Source organism: Streptomyces sp. NPDC007264 (genome assembly GCF_042869095.1).
Lineage (GTDB): Bacteria > Actinomycetota > Actinomycetes > Streptomycetales > Streptomycetaceae > Streptomyces.
The window spans coordinates 1-18340 of record NZ_JBIAFD010000023.1 but is presented as its reverse complement, the minus strand read 5'-3'; the positions used below and the strand labels follow the sequence as shown (position 1 = coordinate 18340).

The window sequence follows — 18340 nt, the reverse complement described above, 5'->3', positions numbered from 1 at the left end:
GAGATCATCTCTCCGGCGGAACGCTATCCGCGCGCCCCGGCCTTGTCCCGGTCCCGGTCCGGCTCCCTCACCTCGACGGCGGCCACCGGCTCCTCCTCCCGCAGTCCGAACCGCCGGTGGAAGGCACGCAGCGGCGCCGGTGCCCACCAGGTGGCGCGGCCGGTCAACCGCATCACCGCCGGGACCAGCAGACTGCGCACGACCATCGCGTCCATCAGGACCGCCAGCGCGATGCCCAGGCCGAGCATCTTGGTGTTGGTGACCCTGGAGGTGCCGATCGCGACCATCACCACCGCGAGGATGACGGCCGCCGCGGTGATCAGCCCTCCGGTGCGCTGCAATCCGAAGCGCACCGACGCGCGATGGTCCCCCGTGCGGTCGTACTCCTCCTTGATGCGGGAGAGCAGGAACACGCCGTAGTCCATGGAGAGGCCGAAGGCCACGCAGAACATCAGGACCGGCAGGGTCGTCTCGATGGAGCCCGGGCTGGTGAAGCCGAGCAGGCCCGACAGGTGACCGTCCTGGAAGACCCAGACCACCGCGCCGAACATGGCCGTCAGGCTGAGCGCGTTGAGCAGCACCGCCTGGACGGGTATCAGCACACTGCCGGTCAGCAGGAAGACCAGGAGCAGGGTGACCACGGCGATGAAGAGCGCCGCCCAGGGCAGCCGGACGGCTATCGCGTGCTTGGAGTCGACCAGCACCGCCGCCGTTCCCGTCACCGAGGTGTCGAAGGGGGCGGACGCGGCGCGCAGTTCACCGACCAGCCGCTGGGCGCCGGCGTCCACGGCCTCGCCCGCGGGCTGCACCGTGAAGTACGCCTTCGTGCCCTCCACCAGCGGCCCGTCCACCCGCCGCACCTCCGGCAGCGCGGCGATCCGGTCCCGGTAGGCGGCGTACTGCTCCCGGGTGGCGCGCCCCTCGGCGAGCACCTCCAGGCCGCCACCGGGGCTGCCCGGGAACCCGTCCCTTATGTGCTGCTGCACCACGTGCGACTCGGCGCCCGAGGGCAGCTGACGGTCGTCCGCCGTGCCGAACTTCACGCCGAGGAAAGGCAGTCCGAGAAGCACCAGACCGACGGTGGTGGCGACGGCGAAGACCGGCGCCCGCCGCATGACCAGGGCCGCCGTCCGTCCCCAGCCGGCTCCCCCGCCGGACTCCCGGCTCCTCCCGCGCCGCAGCAGCCGCCGGAGGTCGAGCGCGTTCACCCGGTGGCCCAGCAGCACCAGGGCCGCCGGGAGCAGGACCAGCGCCGCTGCGGCGGCCAGCAGCACCACCGCGATGCCCGCATAGGCGAACGAGCGCAGGAAGTACTGCGGGAAGACCAGCATCGCGGCCAGGGAGACGGCGACCGTCAGGGCGGAGAAGAGGACCGTGCGCCCCGCCGTGCGCAGGGTGACCGCGACCGCCCTCAGCGGGTCGGCGGCCGTGGCCAGCTCCTCGCGGAACCTGCGCACGATGAACAGCGCGTAGTCGATGGCGAGGCCGAGGCCCAGGGCCGTGGTGAGGTTCAGTGCGAAGACGGAGACATCGGTCAGCTCCGTGAGACCGCGCAGCACGGCGTTGGTGCCCAGGATGGCGACGATGCCGATGCCGAGCGGCAGCAGCGCCGCCACCGCGCTGCCGAAGACCATCACCAGCAGCACCAGGGTGACCGGCAGAGCGATCAGTTCGGCCCGGGTCAGGTCCTCGCGGATGGTCTGCTGCATCTCGGAGCGCACGGCGACGGGACCGCCGACCGCGACCCGCACCGGGCCGTGCGCGCCCCGGTAGTGGGGCGCGATGCGGTCCAGGGTGTCGCTCGCGGTCTTCTCCTCGCCCGTGATGCGTGCCGCGATCAGCGCCTCGTGGCCGTCCTCGGCGCGCAGCGCGGGCGCGCCCGACCGCCAGTAGGAGCCGACCCCCGTGACGCCCGGCTCGGACGCGAGCCGCTCGGCCAGGTGCTCCGCCTCCGCGGCGACCGCCGGATCGTCCACTCCCCTGCGCCCCGAGTCGACGAGAAGCAGCAGGTTCGGCTGGGAGGCGGGGAACTCCCGCTCCAGCGCCTCGGTCGCATACGTGGACTGGGCGGCCGGGTCCTGCCAGCCGCCGCTGCCCAGTCGGTCGGCGACACCGCTGCCGGCGACCACCGCGAGCGCGGTGAGCAGCAGTGCCACGAACAGCGACAGCCGGGGCCGCGCGGTCACCCATCGGGTCCAGCGGCCCGGTGCCGGTCCTCCGCCTCCGTCGGCGCCTTCCCGGCCATCCCCGCTGTTGACTTCGGACATGATGCGGTGTCCCCTTCACGATGACCCGGCATCCCGTACATCCGTGCAGGCAGCATGGGTCGTCCGTTGCCAATAGACTGGCAAACACGAGTCATTGCTCGCGTTTCACAAGAATGCGAGCGGTCGCTCGTGTTTGTCAATTGCGTTCCGAGGAACTGGGGACAACGCGTGCCGAAGAGTCAGCGAGCCGAGGAGCCGGCGACCGGGCCGGCCGCGGGGGCGACCACGGAGACGGCCATGGAGACAGCCACGGAGACGGCCACAGGGGCAGTCACGGAGGCGGCCGGCCGACAGCACCAGGAGGGCAGGCAGCGCCGCCGCCAGGCCCGCGGCGAGCGCCGCATCGCCCAACTCCTGGACGCCGCGGCCGCGGTCTTCTGCCGTACCGGCTACACCGCCGCGAGCACCAACGCGATCGCCCGCGAGGCCGGCGTCTCCCCCGGCACGCTCTACCAGTTCTTTCCCAACAAGGAAGCGATCGCGATCGGGCTCGGCGACCATTTGCTGCGGCAGTGGCAGGAGTCGCAGGGCCGGGCGCTGGCGGGCGAGAACATCGGCCTGCCGCTCGCGGAGATGCTGGACGCGGCGCTCGACCCGCTGATCGCGTTCAACCTGGAGAACCCCGCCTTCGGCGTCCTGCTGCACGGCCCGGACACCCCCGGACCGATCGCCCAGGAGTGCAGCGCCGTGCACGACGCATCCCTCACCCGCATCGAGGAGATGATCGCCGGCTATCTGCCGGACGGCCTGCCGGACGAGCGGACGCGCACGGCGAACATGCTGCTCGCCCTCTTCAAGGCCGGTCTCGACCTGATCATGTCCCACGAGGGCGCGGAGCGGCAGGCGTACATCGCCGAGCTGAAGACGGCGATGTTCCGCTACCTCAAGCCGCTCCTGGACGGGAACACCTCCGCCGACTGACCCCGGCCCCGCGGATCACGCCGCCCCGGTCCGCCCCGGTCCGCCCTGACCACACTGGACCGCCCCGGACCGCCCCGGACCGCCCCGGACCGACCCGGCCGCCCACGGTCCGTCCGGGCCCCGTCGCGTCGACCGGAGCGGACCGCCTCGCACCGCTTCCGACGGAATCGGTCAGACTGGACCGAACCGGATCGAGCGGTTCACCCCGATCCGCCCCGGTCCACCCGATCCACCCGGTCCGCCCGGCCTACCCGGCCCACCCGGTCCACCCGACTCACCCTGATCCACTCCGGGCCGAATCGAAGTAAACCGGACCGAACCACCCGGAAACGACCCCAAATCAGGCCGAGGCGACCCCGAAGCGGCTCCCGCCCCGGCGCGATTCCCTCGACCCACACCCCCACTCATACCCCCTAGGGGTATAGTGTGGTTCACGTAAGCCCCACACGCCTCCCTGAGGAGTAAGAACATGACCGCGCAGACCGACACCCCGGGTTCCGTGACGACCGTCTACAAGGTGAGCGGGATGAGCTGCGGACACTGCGAAGGCTCGGTCTCCGGCGAGATCTCCGCGATCGCCGGCGTCACCTCCGTCACGGCTGTCGCCTCCACCGGCGAGGTGACGGTGGTCTCCACCGCGCCGCTCGCCGAGGAGGCCGTGCGCGCCGCGGTCGACGAGGCGGGCTTCGAGCTCGTCGGCACCGCCTGAACCGCCCAGCATCTGCTCTCCGCACCGGGCCGTGCCGACCAGCTGATACTGGCTCCGTACGGTCCGGTCCACTGTCTGGAGTCCGGACATGACCAGCACCGCAGCACCAGTACCAGCCCCCGCGCCGCCACCGGCACAGGAGGTCGTGCACTCCGAGGTCGAACTCACCATCGGCGGCATGACCTGCGCCTCCTGTGCGGCCCGGGTCGAGAAGAAGCTCAACCGCATGGACGGGGTCACCGCCACGGTGAACTTCGCGACGGAGCGGGCGAAGATCTCGTACGCCGACGGGATCGCGGTCACCGACCTGATCGCCACGGTGGAGAAGACCGGCTACACGGCCGAGGAGCCCCCACCGCCGCGACCGGAACCCGCACCGGCCGACGAGGCGGCGGCGGCGTCCGGACGTGACCCGGAGGCGGACGCCCTCCGCCGCAGGCTGACGGTCTCCGCGCTGCTCGCCCTGCCCGTCGTCCTGCTCGCGATGATCCCGGCCTGGCAGTTCGACAACTGGCAGTGGCTGTCGCTCACGCTCGCGGCGCCCGTGGCCGTCTGGGGCGGGCTGCCCTTCCACCAGGCCGCGCTCACGAACGCCCGGCACGGTGCGGCCACCATGGACACGCTCGTCTCGGTCGGGACGCTGGCCGCCTTCGGCTGGTCCCTGTGGGCGCTGTTCTTCGGGCAGGCCGGGATGCCCGGCATGCGCCACGGCTTCGACATCACCGTCTCCCGCACGGACGGGTCGTCGGCGATCTATCTCGAGGTGGCCGCAGGCGTCGTCGCGTTCATCCTGCTCGGCCGCTATCTGGAGGCCCGCTCCAAGCGGCGCGCGGGCGCGGCCCTGAAGGCGCTGCTCCATCTGGGCGCCAAGGACGTCGTGGTCCTGCGTCAGGGCCGGGAGGAGCGCGTGCCGGTGGCGCAGCTGGCCGTGGGCGACCGGTTCGTCGTACGGCCCGGCGAGAAGATCGCCACCGACGGCACCGTCGTCGAGGGTGCCTCGGCGGTCGACGCCTCCATGCTGACCGGCGAATCGGTGCCGCTCGATGTGAGCGTGGGCGACACCGTGACCGGCGCGACCGTGAACGCCGGGGGCCGCCTGGTGGTGGAGGCGACGCGGGTCGGCGCGGACACCCAGCTCGCGCGCATGGCGCGGCTCGTGGAGGACGCGCAGAACGGCAAGGCGGCGGTGCAGCGCCTCGCCGACCGCGTCTCCGGGATCTTCGTGCCCGTGGTGCTGCTGATCGCGCTCGGCACGTTCGGCGTGTGGCTGGACGGCACCGGTGACACGGTCGCCGCCTTCACCGCGGCCGTCGCGGTGCTGATCATCGCCTGCCCGTGCGCGCTGGGCCTGGCCACTCCGACCGCGCTGATGGTCGGCACGGGACGCGGCGCCCAGCTCGGCATCCTCATCAAGGGACCGGAGGTCCTGGAGTCCACCCGGCGCGTCGACACCGTCGTCCTGGACAAGACCGGGACGGTCACCACCGGCCGGATGACCCTCCAGGAGGTGTACGTCGCCGAGGACGCCGACGAGAAGGAGGTTCTGCGGCTCGCCGGCGCCCTGGAACACGCCTCCGAGCACCCGATCGCCCAGGCCGTCGCGGCAGGCGCGCAGGAGCGCGCCGGTGACCTTCCCGTGCCGGAGCACTTCGAGAACGCACCCGGGCTCGGCGTGCGCGGGCGCGTGGAGGGGCACGAGGTCACGGTGGGCCGGTTCCCGGGCGCGTTGCCGGAGGAACTGGCCCGGGCGAAGGCCGATGCCGAGACGGGAGGACGGACGGCCGTCGTGGTCGCCCGGGACGGTGTGGCACTCGGTGTCCTGACCGTCGCCGACGCGATCAAGGAGACGAGCGCGGAGGCCGTACGGGAGCTGCGCGCGCTGGGGCTGACGCCGTTCCTGCTGACGGGGGACAACCGGACGGTGGCCGAGGCGGTGGCGCGGGCCGTCGGCATCGGCGCCGGCGAGGTGATCGCCGAGGTGCTGCCCGAGCAGAAGGTCGACGTCGTCAGGCGGCTTCGGGCAGAGGGACGGACCGTCGCCATGGTCGGGGACGGCGTCAACGACGCGGCCGCGCTCGCCACCGCCGATCTGGGCCTGGCCATGGGCACCGGCACGGACGCGGCGATCGAGGCGAGCGACCTGACGCTGGTGCGCGGGGACCTGCGGGTGGCGGCGGACGCCATCCGGCTGTCGCGGCGCACCCTCGCCACGATCAAGGGGAATCTGGTGTGGGCCTTCGGCTACAACGTGGCCGCGCTGCCGCTGGCCGCCGCAGGACTCCTCAACCCGATGATCGCGGGCGCGGCGATGGCCTTCTCGTCGGTGTTCGTCGTGACGAACAGCCTGCGGTTGAGGGCATTCTCATGACGCGGGTGCGAGAGTCCCTCTAGAGTCCAACGCGAGCCTCACATAAGCTCTTCACAAGGCTCGCGCATCATCCTTACGCTGGATCCTCGATCGCCGTATCGGGCCTCTTGCGTACGTTCAGGACATACGCAGGAGACGCAGATCACAGTGGCGTGAAGGTAACCAACGGAAGGGTTCGTGGGTCTAAGTTGGCGATGTCAGAAGCGTCTTGGGGGGCGTGACTGACATCTGGGAATGTCTTGGGGGACGTTCCCGGGAAACGGCGTTGCCGGGGCACGTACACCGGGGAGCTTTGAGCGGCCCTCCCGTCGGTACGCGTCCCGGCAGACCGCACCGCAGCGGTCTGCCGATTTCTGCTCGTTTTGCTCGCAGCGATTCAGGCGCTGTCCCGCAGACGCCCGGCCGGATCCCGTGGGGGGAATCCGCACCGGGACATGGGAAGGCGCCCTGCAGGTCGGCCCGTGGGGGGACCGACAGCAGGGCGCCTTCCGTTTTTCTTCCGTACGGTGCTCAGCGCTCCTCGACCGGGATGAAGTCGCGCTCCACCACGCCCGTGTAGATCTGGCGCGGGCGGCCGATGCGGGAACCCGGCTCCTTGATCATCTCGTGCCACTGGGCGATCCAGCCCGGCAGCCGGCCGAGCGCGAACAGGACCGTGAACATCTCGGTCGGGAAGCCCATCGCGCGGTAGATCAGGCCGGTGTAGAAGTCCACGTTCGGGTAGAGGCTGCGCTCGACGAAGTAGCTGTCGGACAGCGCGTGCTCCTCCAGCTTGAGAGCGATGTCGAGCAGCTCGTCGTTCTTGCCGAGGGCGGAGAGCACATCGTGCGCGGCAGCCTTGATGATCTTGGCGCGCGGGTCGAAGTTCTTGTAGACCCGGTGGCCGAAGCCCATCAGACGGACGCCGTCCTCCTTGTTCTTCACCTTGCGGATGAAGGAGTCGACGTCGCCGCCGGCGTCGCGGATGCCCTCGAGCATCTCCAGGACGGACTGGTTGGCACCGCCGTGCAGCGGGCCCCACAGCGCGTTGATGCCGGCCGAGATCGAGGCGAACATGTTGGCCTGCGACGAGCCCACCAGGCGGACCGTGGAGGTCGAACAGTTCTGCTCGTGGTCCGCGTGCAGGATCAGCAGCTTGTCGAGCGCGGAGACGACGACCGGGTCCAGGTCGAACTCCTGCGCGGGGACCGAGAAGGTCATGCGCAGGAAGTTCTGCACGTACCCCAGCTCGTTGCTCGGGTACACGAAGGGGTGGCCGATCGACTTCTTGTAGGCGTACGCGGCGATCGTCGGAAGCTTGGCGAGCAGGCGGATCGTCGAAAGGTCGCGCTGCTTCTCGTCGAAGGGGTTGTGGCTGTCCTGGTAGAAGGTGGACAGCGCGGAGACCACCGAGGACAGCATCGCCATCGGGTGCGCGTCGCGCGGGAAGCCCCGGTAGAAGTTCTTGACGTCCTCGTGCAGCAGGGTGTGCTGGGTGATCTCGTTCTTGAAGGTGGAGAGCTCGTCGACGGTCGGCAGCTCGCCGTTGATCAGCAGGTAGGCGACCTCCAGGAAGGTGGAGCGCTCGGCCAGCTGCTCGATCGGGTAGCCGCGGTACCGGAGGATGCCCTGCTCGCCGTCGAGGTAGGTGATGGCGGATTTGTAGGCCGCGGTGTTCCCGTAGCCGCTGTCCAGGGTGACCAGACCGGTCTGGGCACGGAGCTTCCCGATGTCGAAGCCCTTGTCACCGACGGTGCTGTCGACCACCGGGTAGGTGTACTCGTTGCCGTCGTACCGCAGTACTACAGAGTTGTCGCTCACGTCTTCCCTCACCGACGTAGTGCCTCATCTTCGAGGTGCCCTGACTGTCTCTACGATCCCCCATTTGGCGCATGAAAGTGCACTCGGGGTCGACCATTGGGCTCATCGGCGGCACTGAGTGCCGTCAACTGGCTCATCCTGCCCGTCTCGCCCGGGATGCGGAAGTGGTGTGTGACCTTTGCGACTCGTTTGATCGATCATTTTTTTCGGGGGTCGGCCCAGAGCGTCCCAAAGGGGGCGCCGGCTCAGCCCCGGAGGGGTCGGGGGGACAGCCTGAAGTCCAGGGCGGTGCAGCGCCGGCCCGCCGACACCGTACGCACCGCCTGCCCGATCGCCTTGCGTGAACCGACGAGGACGACCAGCTTCTTGGCGCGGGTGACCGCCGTGTAGAGCAGGTTCCGCTGGAGCATCATCCACGCCCCGGTGGTCACCGGCACGACCACCGCCGGATACTCACTGCCCTGCGAGCGGTGGATGGTCACCGCGTACGCGTGCGCCAGCTCGTCCAGCTCGTCGAATTCGTACGGAACCTCCTCGTCCTCGTCCGTCAGCACCGTGAGGCGCTGGTCGACCGGGTCGAGCGAGGTGACCACGCCCACGGTGCCGTTGAAGACACCGTTGTTCCCCTTCTCGTAATTGTTCCTGATCTGCGTCACTTTGTCGCCGACACGGAAGACGCGGCCGCCGAACCGCTTCTCCGGCACGTCGGGGCGGGCGGGGGTGATCGCCTGCTGGAGCAGGCCGTTGAGGGTGCCCGCTCCGGCCGGGCCGCGGTGCATGGGCGCGAGCACCTGCACGTCCCGGCGCGGGTCGAGGCCGAAGCGGGCCGGGATCCTCCGTGCCGCCACGTCCACCGTCAGTCGGCCGGCCGCCTCCGTGTCGTCCTCGACGAAGAGGAAGAAGTCCTTCATGCCGTCGGTGAGCGGATGCTGCCCGGAGTTGATGCGGTGCGCGTTCGTGACGACGCCGGACTGCTGGGCCTGACGGAAGACACGGGTGAGGCGCACGGCGGGCACGGGGCTCCCGTCGGCGAGCAGGTCCCTGAGCACCTCCCCCGCGCCGACGCTGGGCAGCTGGTCGACGTCGCCGACGAGGAGGAGGTGGGCGCCCGCCGGCACGGCCTTCACCAGCTTGTTGGCGAGCAGCAGGTCCAGCATGGACGCCTCGTCGACGACGACCAGGTCGGCATCGAGCGGGCGGTCCTTGTCGTAGGCCGCGTCGCCGCCCGGCTTCAGCTCCAGCAGCCGGTGGACGGTGGACGCCTCGGCACCGGTCAGTTCGGACAGGCGCTTGGCGGCCCGCCCGGTGGGCGCGGCGAGCACCACCTTGGCCCCCTTGGCGCGGGCGAGTTCCACGATGGACCGCACGGTGAAGGACTTGCCGCAGCCGGGTCCTCCGGTGAGCACGGCGACCTTGCGGGTCAGTGCCAGCCGGACCGCCTCCTCCTGCTCGGGCGCCAGCTCGGCCCCCGTGCGGTCCCCGAGCCAGGCCAGCGCCTTGTCCCAGGCCACGTCCCGGAAGCCTGGCATCCGGTCCTCCTCGGTGCGCAGGAGACGCAACAACTGGGCGGACAGGGAGAGTTCGGCGCGGTGGAAGGGCACGAGGTAGACGGCGGCGACCGGCTCTCCGCCGTCGGGTCCGGGCACCGTCTCCCGTACCACCCCGGGGTCCGAGTCGTCCTCCGGCGGCGCCGCCAGCTCGGCCAGGCACTCGATGACCAGGCCGGTGTCGACCTGCAGGAGCTTGACCGCGTCTGCGATGAGCCGCTCCTGGGGGAGGTAGCAGTGGCCCTGGTCGGCGGACTGGGACAGCGCGTACTGGAGCCCTGCCTTCACCCGTTCCGGGCTGTCGTGGGGGATGCCGACGGACTGGGCGATCTTGTCGGCGGTGAGGAAGCCGATGCCCCAGACGTCGGCCGCGAGGCGGTAGGGCTGGTTCTTGACGACGGAGATGGAGGCGTCGCCGTACTTCTTGTAGATGCGCACGGCGATGGAGGTGGACACCTGGACGGTCTGCAGGAAGAGCATGACCTCCTTGATCGCCTTCTGCTCCTCCCAGGCGTCGGCGATCCTCCTGGTGCGCTTGGGCCCGAGCCCGGGGACCTCGACGAGCCGCTCGGGCTCCTCCTCGATGATCTTCAGCGTGTCGAGGCCGAAGTGCCGGGTGATGCGGTCGGCGAAGACGGGGCCGATGCCCTTGACGAGACCGGAGCCGAGATAGCGGCGGATGCCCTGGACGGTGGCCGGCAGGACGGTGGTGTAGTTCTCCACGGTGAACTGCTTGCCGTACTGGGGATGGGAGCCCCAGCGGCCCTCCATCCTGAGCGACTCCCCCACCTGCGCGCCGAGAAGCGCGCCCACGACGGTGAGCAGGTCACCGGCGCCGCGGCCGGTGTCGACCCGGGCGACCGTGTATCCGTTCTCCTCGTTGGCGTAGGTGATCCGCTCGAGCACACCCTCCAGCACGGCCGTGCGCCGCTCCCCGGCACCGGTCTGCCCCGCCCCGCTCGCCTCCTTGTTCATGACCCGACGCTACCGCCGGGGTGTGACAGCGCGGGAGCGCAGGGGGTGGTACGGCTCGCTCCCGGCCTTGCCCGGCCGACCCCGCCGGAGCCCCGGAAGGCCGGTCGGTCTCGCCTCGTTCCCGGGTCAGGGCCCAGGCCCTGACCCCGGCCCCGGGGCCGGGGCCGGGGCCGGGATGCCGTCGCCGTCGGCGGTGGATCAGGGACTTCGGACCGTACGTGCCCGCGACCGCCTCCGGGGCACCGACCGCCCGGTCCGCGAAGCGGCCTCCAGCTCCGCGCACGCAGACACCACGTCCGGGCGCTGTCCCCCCGCCGAGCCCTCCACGGCGATCCGCACGCGCCGGGTGTGCTCCTCCTCCACCCGTACGGTGGTGCGGTGACGGATCCAGGCCCGTGCCAGTGAGGCGATGGCGGTCAGCGCGGCGAGCGCGGCGTACAGAGCGGGGTGCGGCGCTTCCAGCGGTCCCATGACGATCTCCCGAGTGCAAGGCGGTGGCCGGTTGGCGTTGCCCCAACTCTCAAAGCAGGCGTGGTTTTCCCTCTAGGCTGGGGAAACTCCGGGAAACCGGATGGCTGAGGCAGTGGGGGGATCCATGGCCGGAGGACGTCCGCCGAAGGACGGCGGACCCAAGCGCTACCCGGAACTGGAGGAGCTGGCCGCCTGGTTCCGGCAGGCGATGGCCGACGCGGGGTACGAGAACCCGAACGCGGTCGTCCGCGCCGAGATCGCCCACAAGAACGTCGTGTACGGCATCCACGGAGCGTCCCGGTTCCTCAAACTGGACGTCGTCCGGGCACTGGCCGTCGGGCTGCGGCGCGACCCTGCCGAGGTCGAACCGCTGTGGATCAAGGCCAAGGAAGCCGTGGACCGCGCCGCCGCCGCCCGACATGCCGCCGAGATGCCCCATCTCACCTCCTGGGCCCAGACGCCACTGCCGGAACTTGCCCTGCGCAACCTGATGGAGGCGCAGAGCAGGGCCGTGGAACGGCTGCCCTACGACAAACTCGGCGTGGAGGAGCCGCCGCTGTCCGCGGTGTACATACGGCAGCGGATCCGCGCCTCGGCGCGCAACGGGGACGGCGCCGTGCGAGGCGACACCGGGTCGAACGGGGAGGGCGCGCAGCGGATGGCCGAACCCGGCCGCGGCGACAACGCACAGGTCCTCGAGTCCCTGCTGCCGGTGCCGGACGCGCTGGCCCGGCACGAACACCTGCTGATCACCGCAGAGCCGGGCGCGGGGAAGTCGACGCTCTCCAGCCACGTGGCGTGGACCCTCTCCAGGATCTGGCTGCGCCAGGACAGCAGCCTCGACGCGCCGGTCTCCGAGCCCGTCATCCCGATCCGGGTCGCGGCACGCACCCTCGTCGACCAGAGCGGTTCATGGAGCGCAGTGCTGTGCCAGGCAGCGCGGCGCAGCCTCGGCCGCAGCCTCGTCGCGGACCCCGACCCGGCCCTGTTCGCGGGGCGGGTCCAAGGAGCGAGATGGCTGGTCATGGTGGACGGGCTGGACGAGATCGCCGACCGCGACGCGCGCACGGGCGTCATCCGCACGATCGCACAACACGCCCGCGCCGGCAGCGACTACCGGTTCCTGGTGACGAGCCGACCGCTGCCCGAGTCCGAACTCGCTCCGCTGCGCGGCTCCCTCATCGGCGCGTACGGCATGGAGCCCTTCGGCGCGTCCGAGTTGCGGGACTTCGCGGGCAAGTGGTTCGCGGCGCAGTACGAGGACGACAAGGAACGGGCCCGTGCCGCCGCCGACCGGTTCCTGAACGAGACCGAGGACGGCCGCCTGCACGATCTCGTCCGCAATCCCCTGCTCGCGACGATCGCCGCCGTGAGCGCCACCGTCGACCGGTCCCGTCCCCTGCCCACCAGCCGTCTGAGCCTTTACCAGCGTTTCTGCGAGCACTTGTTCACGCGCGGGGCGAGCGCCTCGACGGTCCGCACGGAGCTGAATCGCCGCTACCGCGACGATCCGGAGCGGCGCGCGTTCCACCTGTGGCTGGACCAGCACAAGCGCGAGGTGCTGGGCGCGCTGGGCAGGTGCCGCATCGAGGGTGAGGGGTCCCTGTCGGAAGCCGCCCTGACATGGGTACGGGAGCACACCGCCGAGGAACGGCGGCTGCCGGCCGGCTGGCACGCGGAGGTCCGAGAGTTCCTCCAGGGCACGGGACTGCTGGTGCCCGAAGAGAAGGACTACAGGTTTCTCCACCACTCCTTCGCGGAGTTCATGGCCGCCCAGGCGTACGCGCTGGAGATCCCGCCGGACTTTCCGGAGGCGGAGGACTGGATTCGACGGGCCTTCAAGGGCGACGAGCGCACCCTCGCGATGTTCGTCTTCTGCATGTGGTCCGAGCGCGCGGGGTGCGGAGCGGACCGCATCGCGGACCAGCTGATGCTCGGCACACGGGGAGGCCACGAGCGGTCTCTGCTGGCGGGACTGCTGCTGGCCGAGGGAGTGCCGATAGGAGAGGCGAACCGGGCGCTGATCCTCGACCGCCTCGAGGCCATAGCGCGCAACGCCGAGGACGAGGACCTCGAAAAGGCGTTCGAGGTGCTCGGGGCCCTCGGCGGGCAGTCGGGCGTTCTCCAGCGGCTGGAACGCATAGCCAGGTCTCAGATGCTGGACCCCATGCTGCGGCTGTACGCCGTCGAGGCGTACAGCCAGGCCGGTGACGCGGACGTGGCCGAGCGCCTGCTCGGCCCGGTGCTCGGCTGGATCTACGGCGGGATCCCCCGGGCCGCCCAGGTGGCCTGCTCCATCGGCGAGGGCGCGCGCGACGCGGTGCGCCGGCGGGCCTGGGCCCTCGTGGAGGGGCCGGAGGCGAACGTCTTCCTGCTGGCCTTTGTCGCCACGGCTCTCGAGCGTCTTGGGCCACCGCAGGAAGCGGCGGAGACGGCTCGCAAGGTGCTGGAGGATCCGCAGGCCCAGACGGCCGACCTGGAGCGGGCCGCGGAGGCATGGCTCAAGGCGCTTCCCTCCGACGCGGCAGCCGTCGCGCACCTGGCCCTCGAACGTCCGGCGGCGGATCAACGGGGCAGGGCAGCCGTCGCCAAGGTGCTGGAAGAACTCGGGGAGCCGGAGGCGGCGGCCCGCATCGCGGGCGAGGTACTCGGCTCGGGCACGTCCGACGCCACGGCACTGACATCGGCGGCCCGCACCTGGGCCAAGGTGCGGGGCGCCGAGGGCCGCGCCGAGGTCATGGCGGCGTTTGCCGGCAGCAGCGCCGACCTGGGCCATGACGTGGACACTCCGGCAGCTCTCCTGTCGTCCGTGGCCGTCTTCTCGGAGGGAACGGAGATCGCCGACTGGGCCCAGGACGTGCTCGGCGAACACCGTTGGGGCGCGCTCTTCGGCGGCAAGGTGGTGTCCGCCTGGCTGGCGGCCGAGGGCGCGGCCGCGGCCGAGGCCGTCATGGAGAGGATCGGTCGGGGCCACCTGCTTGAGGGGTACGCGAGGGCCGAGAGCGCGGAGGCCATGCTCGAGGCGGGGGCACGGCCGGAGGCCGGAGAACTCGCCGAGTGCGCGCTGCGCACTCCCAACCTCTCCCGAGGCCGCTACAAGCAGTCGGCCGACGTGCTGTTCAAGGTCCACAGCGACGACGCGGCCGACCGGCTGCAGGGCATCTGGGCGGAAGGCTCCGGCCTGGACATCAGCGGCGCCTGGTTGCACGGCGTCCTCGACGCCTACTCCGAGCAAGAGGTCGAGGCGCCGCTGATGAGCGTCGCGGTCGGCCGCTTCGCCCGCGAACTCATCGGGCTCGGCACCGCGAACAGCGCGGACGTGATCCTTGCCCTGGACAACCTCAGTGAGGTCGAGAGCCGGGATGCGGTCCCGTACATCGTCGAGACCGCGACGACGCACCCCCGGCTCAGCTGGGCGCACAGATGCGACATCGCCAAAGGGCTGGCCGCGCTCGGGGAACGTGCCGCGGCCCTGGAGGTGTGGCGGCACATGGTGAGCCGTCCCTACCCACCCCAGCACGTGGAACTCCGGCTGCTGATGGACATCGAGGCGGCCGAGGCCACCGAAGAGGCCACGGGCTGGATCCGCGAGCTGATCGCCGACCCGGGCACTTACCCCCCGCGCCGCCTCAGGCTCCGCCAGATACTCGCCTGGCTGACCGCGGCGGAGCCCCGATCCACGCGGGACCCGGCCGAATCCGTCGCCGACGCAGCCTCGGCCACAAGTCCCTGACAGCACGTCAAGGTCCGTGGCACCCGCCTGCCCCGCCCGGCTCGCCCCGGTCAGCTCCTCCACCGGTTCCGGGCGCCTGCATGCGTGCCGCCGCGCGTCCGGCCCGGGCAGCGGCTCCGGACGCGAGCCGCTCCTCCACCTCACCGGCGAACGACTCGCCGCGGTGGAGCAGTCGTCGGCCGAGGTCCATGCCCACGTCGGGGCCGGCGGTGCCGATTCGCCGCGTCCTGCACCTCTCAGTACCGGCAAGCGCTGTTCTCCCGAGCCGGGCTCGGGCCTCCCTCGGGGGTGGAGGACCGGCGGGGGCCGGACCGTCATGGACGCGGTGGCCGACCGGCGGACCGCGACGGCACCGCGCGGCTCAGTGTGCGCCCGCGCGGCTCAGTGTGCGCCCGCGAGCCTCTTCGTCGCCGACTCGATGAACGCGGCCGCCTCCCGTTCGGAGATCTCCACATGATCGACGTCGTTGTGGCCCAGTTCGTAAAGACGCAGGTACTCGGTCGGCTCCCGGTGCAGGTTCCTGGTGAACGCCTCGTCGTGCGTCTCCCCCTCCCTGCCGACAAGACGCCGCCGCACGATCCCGCGTGGGTTGCTGCGGGGACACCCCTCGCTGATCTTCGCGTAGTACGTGATCCGGCCCTCAGCCGCCTCGTCGAGCGCGTCGAGCGTGCCCGGCGCCAGCCACAGGAACGGCTCGGCATCGAGGTTGGACTGGAAACTTCCGTGCGGGATCGTCACGCCGTACAGGTCGATGAACTCCTCGATCGAGTAGCCCCCACCCCGCTCGTACATGCGCAGCAAAGGATCGTACGGGTCGGGGAGGTCCGGGAGCACGTCCTTGCTCTCGGCCTTGAGCGCCGCCCAGCGCACGGCACCCCGGCACGTCCTCGCCGTGGAGGGCGTCGGGACCTTGTGTGCCAGGAACTCCTCCAGCTCGGTTTCCAGCTCCGGGTCCAGCCGGAAGCCGGAGCCGACGAACTCCGTGACGTCGAAGAAGGGCCATTCCTCCTCCGCGCCGTACGCCTGCGCCCAGACGGCGGCGCGCCGCAGGTACTCCCTCATGAGCAGCGCGCGCGAACGGGTGTGGGCGGTGGCCACGTCCCAGTCGCCGTACCAGTCGACAGCACGCAGGCGCTCCAGGACCGCGCGGGGCGGTTCGGCACCGGCAGGGAAGGCACACGCAGCAGCCTTCACCACAGCGCCTCGCGCGGTTCCGTCACGCGTCCGCGCCCCGCCCGCACGGACCCACCGTCTCGTCGCCCGGCATCATCTGCAGCCGCTGCGCGGACACAGGTCACCTCACAACATGTCGGTGAGATCGGGTCCCCGGCCGTCGATCAGGTCCGGCATCTCAAGGCCGTGATCTTCGGCGTGCCCGAAGTACGTCGGATCGCCGGGCTGGGCGCTCCTGCCCAGCAGCGATTCGAGTTCCCGCAGGGCCGCGGCCAGGCGAGGGGCGTTACGCCGCTGGACGTCCGGGTGAGGAATTCCTCTGAAGTCACAATAGCCCCAGATGTCGTGGAACAGGGCGACCTCCGCACCGAGGTGACGCTCGTCCGGGTAGACGGTCAGCGCCACGAGATCCGGCTCCTGGTGCTCCTTGCCCTCGGCGTCGAGCCACGTTCCGGGTCCGGAGACCGTGAGCGCGCCCACCTCGGCCTCCGGGTATGCCGCAGGACGGCATTCCCGGACCCGCTGGGACAGGACGGCCTCATCAAGCGTGCCGCGCAGGGTGAGACTCGTCGTCACGCCGATGCTGCCACGCCCGATGACAAGCCATTTCCATTCCAGTCTGGCCGGCTCCAGCAGCCCGTGTTCCCGCAGTACGGCCGACATGCGTGCAGCGGCCATCAACGCCGCATCGAGGCCGGGCGGCGCGAGGCCGTCCAAGTCCCATTCCCACGAAGCACACTCCTGAGGTGCGCGCATCAACACGGACATGCAGGTTCCTTACGGATAGATCTGGCCGTTGGCCGGGATGGTGACCGAGCCGTCCCGGAAGCGAAGCTGGTAGGTGGCGCCCGTCCTCCTGGCGTAGTACTCCAGGTCCTTGACGGTTCGCTCGGTGAGGGCGGCCCGTGTGTCGTGTACGTCCAACAGGGCCACCTTGGGGCCGTCGATCTCGCCGACCAACTGCTTCTCCGCGATCTTACGAGCGGCGGATGCGACGCCGCCCTCGTGCTGCACGTCCTTGAGCTGGCACCCGTATTTGATCTCGTCACCGGACTTGACAAGGACGTCGAGGTCCAGGCCGCGCTGCGGGTTCTTGTACTCGAAGGCCAGGTCCTCCACTCCGCGCGACTTGAGCTCGGCGGCGTACTCCATCGCTTGGTGAACCGCGGGGAGCATGCCCTTCTGCTTCGTCTGGAAGAGAAGGTCCCGGTAGCCGGGCATTCCCTCGAAGTCTCCGCGAGCGACGTGCTCGGCCACTCCGGCGCCGTAGTCACCCTTGCGTAGCTGGGTGAGCAGGCGCTGCTGATCCTGCGCCGACATCTTGACCCGGTCGAGCGCGGCCTGCACCCCGGCTTCTTGCTCATGGGTCATGGGGCCGGTGGGAGGGCTCGACACGTGCTCGCCCTCACTGAACCGGTCCGGGTCGTTGAAGGGCTGCTCTCCTCCCCCGCCCGGGCCGTCTCCCGAGCCGCCCGCGTTACCGGTGTCACCATGGTCGCCGTCGGCCGGGCCGTCGTGGCCGCCAGTACTTCCAGCGTCGTGGTGGCCAGTCCCACCAGGACCGTCCGTATGGCCGCCCGTGTGGCCGTTCGGCGGTTCATGGCTCGCCGACGGGCCCGCCCCGTGCTCGTGGGCGCCGCCGCCGGGGAGGTGGTCCGCACTTCCGCCCGGCAGGTCGTCGCCCGCGTGGCCGCCGGGGAGGTCGTCGCCCGTGTGGCCGCCCGGCAGGCCGTCGCCCCCGGCGTGCACGGTGGGGGCGTCCCCGCCCGCGTGGACCGTCGGGACGTTCTCGCCGCCCGCGTGCACCGCCGCGTCGTCGCCGGTGCGGCCCACGTCGCCGAGGTCGTTGCCCAGGCTGTCGCCGAGGCGGATGTGCTGACCCGCCTGTTCGGCGGTGTGGGCGCCCGCGCCCACCAGGGCCGGTTCCCTGACCGGGGAGGGTGTGTGCGGCACGTCCGAGCCCGAGGGCGGGGCGAGGTCGGTACCGCCCGGTTCCTTCGGGGCGTCGCCGGCGTGCTGCACGACGTTGCCCTTGTCGTCGAGGATGTTGCCGTGCGGGTCCAGGTACTGCGCCGGGGCACCCTCGGCTGTCGGGAGCTTGGTCGTGCCCTGCGGCAGCACCGTCGCGTCGTGCGGCAGCTGGAAGTTGCCGTCGGGCAGTTTGACCGCGCCGTCGGGGATGACGGAGCCTTCGGGCAGGTGCACGGTGCCGTCCGGCAGCTTCAGCGCGCCCTCGGGCAGGGTGATGGCGTTCTCCGGCAGCTTGGGGATCTCGACGTTGCCGATGCCCTTGAGGGCCTTGGTGACATCGCCGATCTTGGACAGGCCCGCGCCGGCGGCCTTGCCGACATACGTCATCGGGTCGATGACCCGACC

At 70.9% G+C, this 18340-nt stretch carries 10 protein-coding genes and 1 pseudogene; 4 read left to right on the top strand and 7 right to left on the bottom strand.

The genetic code is table 11. The annotated features are described in order from the left end of the window. Positions 1-23: 23 nt before the first annotated feature. Complete coding sequence (locus ACFYMU_RS29670; RefSeq protein ID WP_388379634.1) at positions 24-2267, bottom strand: MMPL family transporter; 2244 nt, start codon at positions 2265-2267, stop codon at positions 24-26. 237 nt (positions 2268-2504) lie between these two features. Here ACFYMU_RS29670 and ACFYMU_RS29665 point away from each other — a divergent pair, with 237 nt between their 5' ends. The 3 genes from ACFYMU_RS29665 (at position 2505) to ACFYMU_RS29655 (ending at position 6265) form a co-directional block, all read left to right on the top strand. Beyond that, complete coding sequence (locus ACFYMU_RS29665; protein WP_388379631.1) at positions 2505-3188, top strand: TetR family transcriptional regulator; 684 nt, start codon at positions 2505-2507, stop codon at positions 3186-3188. 469 nt (positions 3189-3657) lie between these two features. Then, a complete protein-coding gene (locus ACFYMU_RS29660; RefSeq protein WP_388379628.1) occupies positions 3658-3897 on the top strand; it encodes a heavy-metal-associated domain-containing protein in 240 nt (79 codons plus the stop codon). Positions 3898-3985: 88 nt separating this feature from the next. Further along, positions 3986-6265 carry a heavy metal translocating P-type ATPase gene (locus ACFYMU_RS29655; RefSeq protein ID WP_388379626.1) on the top strand — a complete coding sequence of 760 codons (2280 nt, stop codon included), beginning with the start codon at positions 3986-3988 and terminating at the stop codon, positions 6263-6265. Positions 6266-6775: 510 nt separating this feature from the next. Here the strand turns inward: ACFYMU_RS29655 and ACFYMU_RS29650 are convergent. From ACFYMU_RS29650 to ACFYMU_RS29640, 3 genes are all read right to left on the bottom strand, one after another. Then, a complete protein-coding gene (locus tag ACFYMU_RS29650) occupies positions 6776-8065 on the bottom strand; it encodes a citrate synthase (RefSeq protein WP_388379623.1) in 1290 nt (429 codons plus the stop codon). Between the two features lie 245 nt (positions 8066-8310). Beyond that, entirely contained in the window at positions 8311-10587 is a 2277-nt protein-coding gene (locus ACFYMU_RS29645) for an ATP-dependent RecD-like DNA helicase (RefSeq protein ID WP_388379621.1), read from the bottom strand. Between the two features lie 198 nt (positions 10588-10785). Then, a complete protein-coding gene (locus ACFYMU_RS29640) occupies positions 10786-11058 on the bottom strand; it encodes a hypothetical protein (RefSeq protein ID WP_388379619.1) in 273 nt (90 codons plus the stop codon). Between the two features lie 124 nt (positions 11059-11182). Here ACFYMU_RS29640 and ACFYMU_RS29635 point away from each other — a divergent pair, with 124 nt between their 5' ends. Further along, positions 11183-14791 carry an NACHT domain-containing protein gene (locus ACFYMU_RS29635; RefSeq protein WP_388379617.1) on the top strand — a complete coding sequence of 1203 codons (3609 nt, stop codon included), beginning with the start codon at positions 11183-11185 and terminating at the stop codon, positions 14789-14791. A 381-nt stretch (positions 14792-15172) separates the two neighbouring features. Here ACFYMU_RS29635 and ACFYMU_RS29630 read toward each other — a convergent pair whose 3' ends face one another. The 3 genes and pseudogenes from ACFYMU_RS29630 to ACFYMU_RS29620 all read right to left on the bottom strand — a co-directional run. Next, the gene (locus tag ACFYMU_RS29630) at positions 15173-15985 is read right to left on the bottom strand and encodes a hypothetical protein (RefSeq protein WP_388379614.1); all 813 of its coding nucleotides are present in this window, start codon (positions 15983-15985) and stop codon (positions 15173-15175) included. Positions 15986-16090: 105 nt separating this feature from the next. After that, on the bottom strand, positions 16091-16732 hold the full coding sequence (locus ACFYMU_RS29625) for a hypothetical protein (RefSeq protein ID WP_388379611.1): 642 nt from the start codon (positions 16730-16732) through the stop codon (positions 16091-16093). Positions 16733-16741: 9 nt separating this feature from the next. Next, positions 16742-18340: pseudogene (locus tag ACFYMU_RS29620) on the bottom strand (hypothetical protein); the annotation flags it as partial.

Coding starts and splice junctions, on each gene's coding strand:
- ACFYMU_RS29635 (WP_388379617.1), top strand. CDS start 11,183: ATGGCCGGAGGACGTCCGCCGAAGGACGGCGGACCCAAGCGCTACCCG.
- ACFYMU_RS29625 (WP_388379611.1), bottom strand. CDS start 16,732: ATGTCCGTGTTGATGCGCGCACCTCAGGAGTGTGCTTCGTGGGAATGG.
- ACFYMU_RS29660 (WP_388379628.1), top strand. CDS start 3,658: ATGACCGCGCAGACCGACACCCCGGGTTCCGTGACGACCGTCTACAAG.
- ACFYMU_RS29665 (WP_388379631.1), top strand. CDS start 2,505: ATGGAGACAGCCACGGAGACGGCCACAGGGGCAGTCACGGAGGCGGCC.
- ACFYMU_RS29640 (WP_388379619.1), bottom strand. CDS start 11,058: ATGGGACCGCTGGAAGCGCCGCACCCCGCTCTGTACGCCGCGCTCGCC.
- ACFYMU_RS29645 (WP_388379621.1), bottom strand. CDS start 10,587: ATGAACAAGGAGGCGAGCGGGGCGGGGCAGACCGGTGCCGGGGAGCGG.
- ACFYMU_RS29655 (WP_388379626.1), top strand. CDS start 3,986: ATGACCAGCACCGCAGCACCAGTACCAGCCCCCGCGCCGCCACCGGCA.
- ACFYMU_RS29670 (WP_388379634.1), bottom strand. CDS start 2,267: ATGTCCGAAGTCAACAGCGGGGATGGCCGGGAAGGCGCCGACGGAGGC.